This window comes from Mesorhizobium sp. M4A.F.Ca.ET.022.05.2.1 (assembly GCF_003998845.1).
GTDB lineage: Bacteria > Pseudomonadota > Alphaproteobacteria > Rhizobiales > Rhizobiaceae > Mesorhizobium.
Map to the genome: position 1 here is coordinate 32,366 of NZ_RZOJ01000011.1, position 9,776 is coordinate 42,141.

Below are 9,776 nucleotides of genomic sequence, written 5' to 3' on the forward strand. Positions count from 1 at the left end.
GGTCACGCGCCTCCAGCGGTCGATCGGATGGAATCGACCAGAGCTGCGGCGCCAAAGACCAGAGCGATGCCGATGATGATCGAAAGCGCCATCATCCAGACCAGTCTCCCGGTCATGGCGAGGAAGCCGAGAAAGCAAACTGCTATGATCCCGAAAGATCGAGCAATGCTGCCCTGGAGCACGCCGACGAACCATTCCAGCACGCCCTCGACCGGGGCAGCTGATTGCGCGTATGCGCTCGCCGGCGCCAGCGCCATTCCGATCGCCGCGGCGGCCATAAACTGCAGGGCGAATTTGCCCGCCTTTTTGTAATCCATCCTCGTCTCACTCCTATTCAGTTGCCAAAATCGATGACGTGACCGTCTTGCCAGGCGACGCCATCGACCGCGCCGGTCGCGGCTGCGTGATGATCGTCAACGTGCTTGGGTATGGGAGCCTTGATCAGCTTGCCGAGCTTCCAGCGATTGAGCACTTTGACCACGTATTTCGTGGTCTCGTCGTTCCCCGGGATGCCCTTGGCCTTATAGACGTTCTGTTCGCCTGCGTTGTAGGCCGCCAACATCAAAAGCGGATCATGGAACTCGTCATAAAGCGCTTTCAGATAGCGGACGCCGGCACGGATATTGGCTTTCGCGTCACATCTGTCGGTCACACCGAGACGCGACGCTGTCGCCGGCATGAGCTGCATGATGCCGAGAGCGCCCGCGCGAGACGGGCCTTGATTGCCGCCCATGTCGCTTTCCGCCCACGCAACCGCCTCGGTAAGATCGGGATCGAAGCCCTCTTCCTCAGCAATCTGGCGCACCAAGGCCGTGGCCCGCCCGCGATCCGTCGGCGCACACCCGCCGCCGATCGGCGAACCGTTCTCAGCGGCCGAACGGGTCGAAACCGCCAGGCGGGCCGGCAGTGCAAACGCCGCCGCGATGCGCGTCGAACTCGTGTTATCCGCATGGGCGCCGAATGGCGCCATGACGGCTGAGAGAGAAAGCGCAAGCGCGATCCGGTTTTTCATTGCGCTACCAAGGTTGACACTTTACTATGGGTACATGGAGCCAAAGTAAAGTGTCAATACGAGAAGCATGATCGAGGCCAATTTTCCGATGAAGCTGTTTTTCTTCCTCGCGGCATTGTTGCTCCACAGCACCGTCGTTCGCGCCGCCGATCTGGGCACCAACGAGCCGCATCCGTTCGAGCAGCCCTCGACCGCGTATCTGCAAAAGTTCGCCAAGCCTGGCGAAAAGACCTTCGTCTACGAGCGCTATGACGCACGCGGAGGCCTTTTTCAGCGCGAGGTGACACCGCTCGCAAAACCGGTGGAGATCACGTCCGCGACGGAACGCGTCATCAACGGCGTCATCTACAGGCTGCGTGGGCTCGCGGCCTGCCCGAAACCCAATATCACCTACAAGGCTGAGAAATGGGATTGCACGAAGGCCGTGCGGGACTACGACGACGCTGTCTATAACAGCCGCGCATCCGTCGTGTTGTGCAAGACGCTGGTCCTCAAAAGCCAGTCCGGGGTAGCGGACGCGGTTTCATGCTTTGCGCTCGTCGGGGCTGGCAATGCCAACGACCCCTATTCGGTCTCTTATGACGATGATTCTATGGTCTTCTTCGATATGGCTGCGATCGGCCGCAACAAGGACGGCAAATCGCTGCGACCGGATCTCGAACATGCCTTAGATCTCGGCAAGCAGTTCCAGACCGATGAAGCGAACTAGCCTCGCAGCGCTTATCATACTCGCGACCGCCCACGCCGTGAGCGCCGAAGACGCCGTGCCAGCAAGCCCGACAGCCGCGCCCTTCCTGGTGTCGAAAAGCGTCGAGCTGCTGACCGGAGATACGTGGCGCGACGGCAGTAAGCTTTACCGGCTTTATGGCGTGCAATCATGCTTGCGCGGCACGGTCGCCCTGGATGCCAATGGCCAAGAGCTCGATTGCGGCAACGTCTCGCTCGCCCACCTGGCCGCCTTGTTTTCGACGACGGCCGTGACTTGTCAGCCTATTGCCTTGGCGCTCGATAGAGCGACCTTTGTGGTGTGTGGCGCGAAACTCGACGGCAATACGATCGACCTCGGCACCGCCCTCATCGCGGCCGGCTACGCCTTCGCCGCCACCGATGCGAAAGGAAACGCCGTCAGCGCCAACTATCTGGTGGCTGAGCTCAACGCGAAGATGAAAGCTGATGGTCTGTGGGCGACGACGTTTCAACATCCCATTGAACTTCTGCTGAGACGGGCAGGGGAGCGCAAGCAATGAACCACGAGGATCAATCGAGCCGCTACTACTACCCTGTCGAGGGCCGCACGGACGGTGCGATAGTCGGCGCCGTCGCATTCATCGCCATCATCGTGGTGCCGGCGCTGGCCTACGCCGCGTGGCATGCGCTCATGTCTTGGATTTCCGCTCTCTTTTCTTAGGTCGGCAACTCGGCGAACGATCGCAGCAGCTCATGCAGGTCGTCCGCATCCACGTCGCACCAACCGTTGTTGATGAGCCGCTTAAAATATGCGGCTTTGATTTTCAGCTCGCCAACATCCGCCACCGGCGCCATCGCTGCCTGCCGTCGAATAATCGTCTCGTTCTTCATGGCAGCGTCAAGCCGCGGACCGATCAGCTCCGCCTCGGCCTCTCCGGCGTGCATCAAACGTTTTCCAAGACACTGCAGCTCTGAAATGGCGCGGCGGTGCGCCGCGATCAGATCCAAGACTCCATCAGCCTCTCGTGGCTCGCCATCGCTGCTGCACACAAGTTGGATCGGCATCGACTGCTCCGAGTGGTTCGGCTCCTCCCGCATAACAAGACTGTCCCGGTCCCGCCGGGGAAAAAAGGGATGATGGCATCCCTATTTTTCTGTCGCGAAAGATGAAAACCTGCCTGCCAAGCGATCAGTGAGGACCTGCTGCCAGTGTTTCGTGCGCTCGTTGTCGAAGATCAGAATCTGATGCGGCTGGCGCTTATGGACCAGATTCGGGCGAGTCTCGGAAATTGTGTCGTCCTTGGGGCCGAGACGTTGGAAATCGCTGCGCGCGAGCTTCGGAGCGCTGAGTTCGATCTGGTCGTCATTGATCCGGGACTTCCCGGCTTCGACCCGACGCTGGACGCTGATCGCGTGGCCGTCGTCGGCACAATCATCGAAGCCTCGCCAAGCGCGATCCACATCGTCGTAACAGGCTCAGACAAAGATTCTGAGGCCGAAATTTTTCGGCAAATAGGCGCGGCCGGCTATCTCGGTAAGACCGGGCTGGAGCCCGGCGTGTTCAATGACGTGCTCGACGACATTTCCACCAACGGATTTGCAGTTCGGCTTTCGCGTGTGGCGATGACCATGCCCGACGTTCGCTATTCCGTCCTGACGCCAAGAGAACAGGAGATTATCGACATGATGACCCGTCGCGAGCCAGGCATGACGCGTACGCAGTTTTACCAAGTGATGGCAGGTCGCCTGGGCATCGATCCCAGCTCGGCGGAAAAATACTACAAACAGGCGCGGGCAAAATTAATGAAGAACGGCCACAGGCTACCGCAGGGCCTATAACCGAATGTCATTGATGACCGTCCATGGGATCAAGGTGCCCCTGCGCCCCGACGACGTCTCGCCTGTCATCTGGCAGGCCCTCGATAATGAAACCTATGAAGCCAAGGAAGCCAAGTGGATATCGAAGGCCGTGAAGCCCGGTGATCGGGTTCTGGAACTCGGCTCAGGCATAGGCATCATCACCTCGCTTATCGCTCAGATCCCGGACGTTCAGGTGTGGGCCTTCGAAGCAAATCCGGCGTCGGTCGCCCTTGCCAAGCGCGTCGTTGACGCCAACGATCTGGACAACGTGGTCCTACTGGAAGGGATTCTTGCAGCCGGTCCGCCACGCCCATTCACCTTCTATCTCCGCAAGGACCTCTGGATGTCCTCGATGGACAAAGATCAGGGGCCGTACGAGCGCGAAATGACGATTGTCTCGACTGACGCCGACGACTTTATCGTCCAGCACGGCGCCAACGTCCTTGTTATGGACATAGAAGGCGCCGAAAGGGAACTCTTGCAGCACGCCAAGCTCCCGGGCATCGAGCGCGTCTTCCTGGAATTGCATGATCACTTGTATGGACTGGACGGAATCCGCGATATCACCCAGGCATTGGCGCTAAAAGGCTATGCCTATGATCCCCGCGGCTCCCGCGGACCGTGCGTGCTTTTCGCCAAGGACGACGGCCCACGCGAATATGAAGAGGTTGAACCAGATGCGGCGTGATACTCTTGCTCCTTGTCTTGCCTTCGCAGTCGCCATGACTGTTGCCGGGCCAACGGCCGGCAACGGCGCCTTCGCGGATCCCGATACACTCACGCTCGAAGATGCATCGGGCAAGGCCATCCAAACCCTTACCGTCGAGCAGTTGAAGACCGAATTTCCGCAACAGACCTACGATACGCGCACGCCCTGGACGAAAGAGGACGAGAAGATCGTCTATCGGGGGCCCCTGCTGAAGGACATATGGGCGAAAACCGGGCTCGCCAAGGTCGCTAAAGTCAAGGTGGTCGCCTACGACGACTTCGTGTCTGAACTCCGCATGGACGAGATCCAGTCATATGCGCCTATCCTGGCGGTCGAGCGCCAATGTACAAAGGATGACCGAAGCCAAGGACAATGCAAAGGCGATCAGCAGTTCCGCCCCATCACCATGAACGAGAAAGGCCCGATCTTCATGGTCTGGCCCTTCGATCGCCTGCCCGCCTCCTATGTCCCAGCCCGTAATGCTATCTGGGTCTTCTTCCCGGTGGTGCTGCGCGCGGACCAATGAGATTCGGAACCAGCCGCTTTTTTGCTGCCTTGCCTTATCTCGGGCTGGCGCTCGCCCTCCTCCTCAGCACTTGGGCGTTCGTCCGATCGGACCGCTACAGGCAAGAGACGGACGAGATCCTCAACCAGACCTACGAGATTCAGTGGCGTGCGACCCAGGTGCGCGAGCGGCTTGTCAGGGTCCATGGCTATATCCGTCTTGCCGACGAAGCCGGCAAGCTCGATCCTGACATCAACCGGCAAATGGCTCTTGTGAGCGTCAACATCGCTCAGCTTCTGGCGCTGCCGTACCTGCAGCATTTCTTCCCGCAGAAAGACATCGAACTCCTGGAAAACGTGCGTCGGACAGTCGAGCAAAACGTCGCGCCGGTCGTCGAAGCTGGTTCCAATTATGCGGATGCCCTCGACCACATGACCAATCTCGAACAGGACATGTACGAGATCTCTAGCGCCACCGTTGATCACAGCACGACGCTCCAGGAAACTGCTCAAATCGATATAGCCGCATCCCGCAACTGGTTCATGTTCGCGATTGCGCTGGGACTGATCGCGATCTTCTATCTCATAACCCATCAGCGTCACGCTTACGTCAGCCGTCGCGATCGACACATGCGCTCATTCGCCTCGCTGTTCGCGCATATGACGCGCTCCCGCGTCACCGCTTTGCGACTGTTTCTGGAGGGCACTGGTTCGGAGCAACCTCCGAGAGAAGAGATGTTGAAGGCTGCCCGCAGTGCGGCGAATGAGCTCGAATCCATCAATGACGGTTTGCTCAAGATCGCCTTTTTGCAACGAGATTCGCATGTCCTGCCGCTCGCCAAGCTTTTGCTGGACCTCAAAGGTCGGGACGGCATCGTGCAGCTGTCAGTCGATTCCGAGGCGGGAACACAAGCCGTGCCGGCAACCCAGTTTCAACTGGTGCTGAGCGAGCTCGTGCAGAACGCGCTCACGGCGGTCGAAAACACCGACAGGCCGAGCGTTGTCGTAAAGGCATCGGTCGTGCACCGGCCTTTTTTTCGCCGCAACGTTCTGTTCCTGGAGGTCGCAGACAACGGTGTCGGCATGACGCCAGAAGTCCTGCGCAAAGCAAAGACGCCCTTCTTTTCGACCCGGGCCGGGAATCACGTCGGCCTGGGCCTCACCGGCTGTTCCCAGATGGTCGCCACACTCAATGGGAGGCTTTTCATCGATAGCAAACCCGGAGCGGGCACTGTCGTCAAGGTCCGCATTCCAATCGGTGCATAATGGTTGGCCTCATGGGGCATAGGCCTGGCTCTTCCCTTTCATGCGTGTCACTCGATGTCGAACAAGACCCTGGGCGAGTGGCAGTGCATTGGAGCAGTTTACGGTATTGGTCGCGCGCCGCATGTACGCCTTCCAGGCGTCCGAGCCGGACTCGCGGCCGCCGCCCGTCTCCTTTTCGCCGCCGAACGCGCCGCCTATTTCGGCTCCCGAGGTGCCGATATTGACATTGGCGATATCGCAGTCCGAGCCGTCGGCGGAGAGGAAGCGTTCGGCTTCCTGCATGTTGAGCGTGAAGATCGAGGACGAGAGGCCGGCGGTTACCGCATTGTGTTCCGCGATGACCCGGTCAAAATCGGAATACTTCATAATGTAAAGGATCGGCGCGAACCTTTCATCGACCACCGGTCCGGACTGCCTCGGCATCTCGACGACGCGGGCCTCACGTAATAGGCGCTGTCGCTGCCGGCATCGAAGACACGGTCGCCCCCGGTCACCGAACCGCTTCGGCCTTCGCCGAAGCGAGCGCCTTCTGCATGTTTTCGAACGCTTGCTTATCGATCAGAGGACCGACGAGGGCAGACGTTTCCAGGGGGTTGCCTACCGAGACGCTCTGGTAAGCCTTCGTCAGGCGCGGAACCAGCTTATCGTAGACACTCTCCTACACGAACAGGCGGCGCAGCGTTGCAGCGCTGTCCGGGCGTACCCATGGCCCCGAACGCTAGCGCGCTGAGCGCCATGTCGAGATCGGCAGACGGGCATACGATGCCAGCGTTGTTGCCGCCGAGCTCAAGGATAGAGCGTGCGAAGCGATGCGCCAGGCGGGGCCAAACCTCTCTGCCCATGCGGGTCGACCCGGTTGCGGAAACCAGCGCCACCGTCGGGTGATCAAAGAGGATCTCGCCTATGGAGCGGTCGCCGACAAGGAGAGGTTCGCCGGAGCTTCGCCGAAGCGCGCGATCGCGCGTTCGAGGATCGCCTGCGATGCGAGGGCAGTCAGCGACGTCTTCTCCGAAGGCTTTAATCAATCCGATTATAACGGGATGCTCCTCCGCACCGTCCGAACTCACGATCTCGCTGCCGGAAAGCCCCTTCGACAGATATTGGTAACTTAGGTCGGGCTGGGAATCCCAACCGACGGCTCTCCGCACGCAGCGCGGCGCGATCACCGAGGTGGCGATCACCGGAGATGAAACCCAAAAACCTAGCGGAGCGTTTCTCGGCCGATCTGGCTGGCCCCACACAAAATGCTGGCGCACGAAACGGGCAAGGCTCAGTTCCTGCGGGCTTCGCTCTGGGGATAGCAGGCCGCAAAGCCTCCGGGGCCGCGAACAGCACGTGACGGTGCCCCGATTCCGAAGCCGGCCCTCCATTTTGGCAGGCGAGCCGTGAACTGGCCGTATCGTACCGTCGGTCTTGTGATTGCGGGGTTGCCATTGTCCTCTTTCAGCGGCTGACCCTCCTGACCTCCGGGCCGATGATGATCATCCCGCTGGAGAATGGCTGTGGGAGCGTGACGGTCTGAGCCGCCTTACCGCTGGTTACCGCTTCCCAACGGCACTACCTGGGCTGCGGAATGAATGGCCAGCTGTGAGCTGTCGGGGCGGCTAGCTGCCCCATTGCCCCTTTCTGAGCGGTTCCACTGCCATCATTCTACCCGGCAATGCGCATTGCAAATACGACAGAGACCCACAATAATCCGCTTTAGGCGAAGGGCTTTTTCAGCGACTCTAAAAATGGGGAAACGGCAGTCCTTCCCGCCGAGAGTGGTGCTCTTTCGGACGAACTTAGGGACGCGACACAAACGGCACAGGCTGAACTTGCCTGTCGGTGGCCGAGCTTGTCGACCGCTCGATGGAAAGTGTCAAACGAGGAGGACAATCACCGACCTGCAGAGCGGCAAGGCGCTCGCGCAGCTCCCTGTCAGCCACGGTCAGCCGGTGGTTTAGACGAAGATAATCCCTCCATGTGGGCGTCCGGCATGTCTCGGTCCACAGCGTCGGCTTCAGAAGGTTTCGCTGTAGCGTCCAGTTGCGCGCACCGGCACGGCTCTGGACGCGCCGCCTTTGGTGCATGCAACGCAGGAAAGCCTCGATGTTGGCTTCGGGGATCGAATGCTCCACCTTGACCACGATCGGACCACTCCTCGGCCTGACAGTGAGTGCCAGTTCTGGTGGAGTGAACTCGGACGCGCCCTGATCCGATTCTTCCCAAAGTCGGATGGGCAATATCTTTCCCGCTGCTGCGACCAGCAGCAGTGCCACTGCAGCGCCTTCGAAAGCCCACGCGATTGAATAGTTCTGCGCGACAGCACCCCAGACCCAACTGCCAGCTGCCATGCCGCCGTAGGTCAAAGCGTAGTAGATCGATAGGGTACGACCAACGACCCACCTGGGGCTTGCCAACTGCACACACGTCGGTTCCGGTCCAGGTCACAACCCAGCCTGCGCCACCGATCGCGAGCGCAATCGCCGCGACAGCCACCGATGAGGTGAGGGCCAGCAAAAAGGCAGCACGTTGCGCAGCCTATGCACGAAAGCGCGATCAATAGTTCTTGCGAAGCGATGCGTCTCAAGTGGCCGTTGCTGTCACCCGCGACAAAGGGCCAGCGCCGAAGCCGGCCAACAGGACGCCGTAAACAATGGGGCCGCCCGCCAGCTGGTCGCGGACCAACCTTGAGGCTGGAGGTGTCGAGCACGTCTTCGTCCCGGGTCAGAATTTCGCCCGGCTGAAAATTCTTGAGCTTGTCCTCGACCCAGGCCTTCCAAGGCCCTTCGAGGCCAAGTAATGCTGGATCGCCGCCTGCAGCGCCTCTTCGGTTTTTTCGACAAAGACTTGGCCGTCCGGTCCATACCATGTCGGTATCTGGTGACCCCACCAGAGCTGGCGCGAGGTCCACCAGGGCTGTTCTCCAGCCAGTTAAAATAGGTGTTCTCCCGCTGCGCGGTACGAACCTGGTTCGTCCTTCGCGCACCGATTCCAGCCCGGGCTGTCCCAAGGTCTTGTTATCGACGAACCACTGTTCCGTCAGCCTGGCCTCCATCGGCACGCCGCCGCGGTCCCTATGCGGGACCATGTGCTTGTGCGGCTCGACTTTGTCGAGCAGGCCTGCCTCTTCGATGATGCGCACGACGATTTTGCGAGCCTCGAAACGATCCTTGCCCTCCAGTTCATCCCAGGCGCCATGCAGGGCGGCGGGACGATCGAGACCTTCGAGGAAATCCTATTGTCCTTGAAGGTGATCCGCGCCTCGGGTGTCAGGATGTTGACCAGACGCAGACCGCAACGCTTGCCAACTTCAAAGTCGTTGAAATCATGCGCAGGGGTCATCTTGACTGCGCCCGTTCCGGCAGTCGGGTCCGCCGAACATCGATTATGACAGCGCAGCACCGGCGAAGCTCACCGCCGGTCCGCCAGCGCCGGTCAAAATCGTCGAGTTGCCCAAGCCCTTGCCGCAGCCCGGGCAGTTGAAGCCGCTAGCGGGTGGCAAGACGACCCCTGAAGCAGCCAATCCAACTGTGCGTGTCAACCGGGCCAATTCCGCGGCCCGCATCAGCCGGTGCGCGCCGGCTTCATCAACGCCGTGCAAATCTATCCTATTCGAGCGGTGCGCTCTTCCATGATCACCTAGGGCGAACTGAGGCTGGCTCCTCGGTGCCGTCGGGACTTTTGAAACAAAATACCATTGAGCCATACTAGAATTCGTGTCTGTTATAGGTCAATAGGATTGGATTCGGGCAA

10 protein-coding genes and 4 pseudogenes are annotated in these 9,776 nt (G+C 60.0%); 8 read left to right on the forward strand and 6 right to left on the reverse strand.

Annotation, left to right across the window (positions count from 1 at the left end; all coding sequences use genetic code 11):
* Positions 1-2: 2 nt before the first annotated feature.
* Together EN745_RS02885 and EN745_RS02890 are read right to left on the reverse strand one after the other, a co-directional pair.
* Positions 3-317 carry a TrbC/VirB2 family protein gene (locus EN745_RS02885; protein WP_127420507.1) on the reverse strand — a complete coding sequence of 105 codons (315 nt, stop codon included), beginning with the start codon at positions 315-317 and terminating at the stop codon, positions 3-5.
* 17 nt (positions 318-334) lie between these two features.
* A complete protein-coding gene (locus EN745_RS02890; RefSeq protein WP_127420508.1) occupies positions 335-1,012 on the reverse strand; it encodes a lytic transglycosylase domain-containing protein in 678 nt (225 codons plus the stop codon).
* A gap of 67 nt (positions 1,013-1,079) precedes the next feature.
* Between EN745_RS02890 and EN745_RS02895 the strand changes: the two genes are divergently transcribed.
* The 3 genes from EN745_RS02895 to EN745_RS35910 are packed head-to-tail and all read left to right on the forward strand — an operon-like array spanning position 1,080 to position 2,420.
* Positions 1,080-1,721, forward strand: a complete 642-nt coding sequence (locus tag EN745_RS02895; RefSeq protein WP_127420509.1) for a hypothetical protein — start codon at positions 1,080-1,082, stop codon at positions 1,719-1,721.
* A gap of 37 nt (positions 1,722-1,758) precedes the next feature.
* A complete protein-coding gene (locus EN745_RS02900) occupies positions 1,759-2,259 on the forward strand; it encodes a thermonuclease family protein (protein ID WP_127420510.1) in 501 nt (166 codons plus the stop codon).
* Positions 2,256-2,420: a hypothetical protein gene (locus EN745_RS35910; RefSeq protein ID WP_189362939.1), complete on the forward strand. Its 165-nt coding sequence runs from the start codon at positions 2,256-2,258 to the stop codon at positions 2,418-2,420. Before EN745_RS02900 ends, EN745_RS35910 begins: the two co-directional genes overlap by 4 nt.
* Here the strand turns inward: EN745_RS35910 and EN745_RS02905 are convergent.
* Positions 2,417-2,764 carry a hypothetical protein gene (locus tag EN745_RS02905; protein ID WP_127420511.1) on the reverse strand — a complete coding sequence of 116 codons (348 nt, stop codon included), beginning with the start codon at positions 2,762-2,764 and terminating at the stop codon, positions 2,417-2,419. The genes EN745_RS35910 and EN745_RS02905 overlap by 4 nt on opposite strands.
* Before the next feature lie 144 nt (positions 2,765-2,908).
* Between EN745_RS02905 and EN745_RS02910 the strand changes: the two genes are divergently transcribed.
* The 4 genes from EN745_RS02910 to EN745_RS02925 are packed head-to-tail and all read left to right on the forward strand — an operon-like array spanning position 2,909 to position 6,038.
* On the forward strand, positions 2,909-3,538 hold the full coding sequence (locus EN745_RS02910) for a response regulator (protein ID WP_126092765.1): 630 nt from the start codon (positions 2,909-2,911) through the stop codon (positions 3,536-3,538).
* Positions 3,539-3,542: 4 nt separating this feature from the next.
* Positions 3,543-4,247, forward strand: a complete 705-nt coding sequence (locus EN745_RS02915) for an FkbM family methyltransferase (RefSeq protein WP_127420512.1) — start codon at positions 3,543-3,545, stop codon at positions 4,245-4,247.
* 34 nt (positions 4,248-4,281) lie between these two features.
* Complete coding sequence (locus tag EN745_RS02920; RefSeq protein WP_145991974.1) at positions 4,282-4,794, forward strand: hypothetical protein; 513 nt, start codon at positions 4,282-4,284, stop codon at positions 4,792-4,794.
* Positions 4,791-6,038, forward strand: coding sequence for an ATP-binding protein (locus tag EN745_RS02925; protein ID WP_127420514.1), 1,248 nt, complete (start codon positions 4,791-4,793; stop codon positions 6,036-6,038). The genes EN745_RS02920 and EN745_RS02925 overlap by 4 nt, the downstream gene beginning before the upstream one ends.
* Before the next feature lie 47 nt (positions 6,039-6,085).
* On the opposite strand, the pseudogene EN745_RS02930 reads toward EN745_RS02925, so the two are convergent.
* The 3 pseudogenes from EN745_RS02930 to EN745_RS02940 all read right to left on the reverse strand — a co-directional run.
* Positions 6,086-7,056: pseudogene (locus EN745_RS02930) on the reverse strand (aldehyde dehydrogenase family protein); the annotation flags it as partial.
* Between the two features lie 766 nt (positions 7,057-7,822).
* A pseudogene (locus EN745_RS02935) lies at positions 7,823-8,708 on the reverse strand (MFS transporter); the annotation flags it as partial.
* Between the two features lie 13 nt (positions 8,709-8,721).
* Positions 8,722-9,398, reverse strand: a pseudogene (locus tag EN745_RS02940) (class I tRNA ligase family protein); the annotation flags it as partial.
* On the opposite strand from EN745_RS02940, the pseudogene EN745_RS36770 reads away from it, so the two are divergent.
* Positions 9,395-9,633: pseudogene (locus tag EN745_RS36770) on the forward strand (P-type conjugative transfer protein TrbG); the annotation flags it as partial. The pseudogenes EN745_RS02940 and EN745_RS36770 sit on opposite strands and share 4 nt — an antisense overlap.
* Positions 9,634-9,776 lie beyond the last annotated feature (143 nt).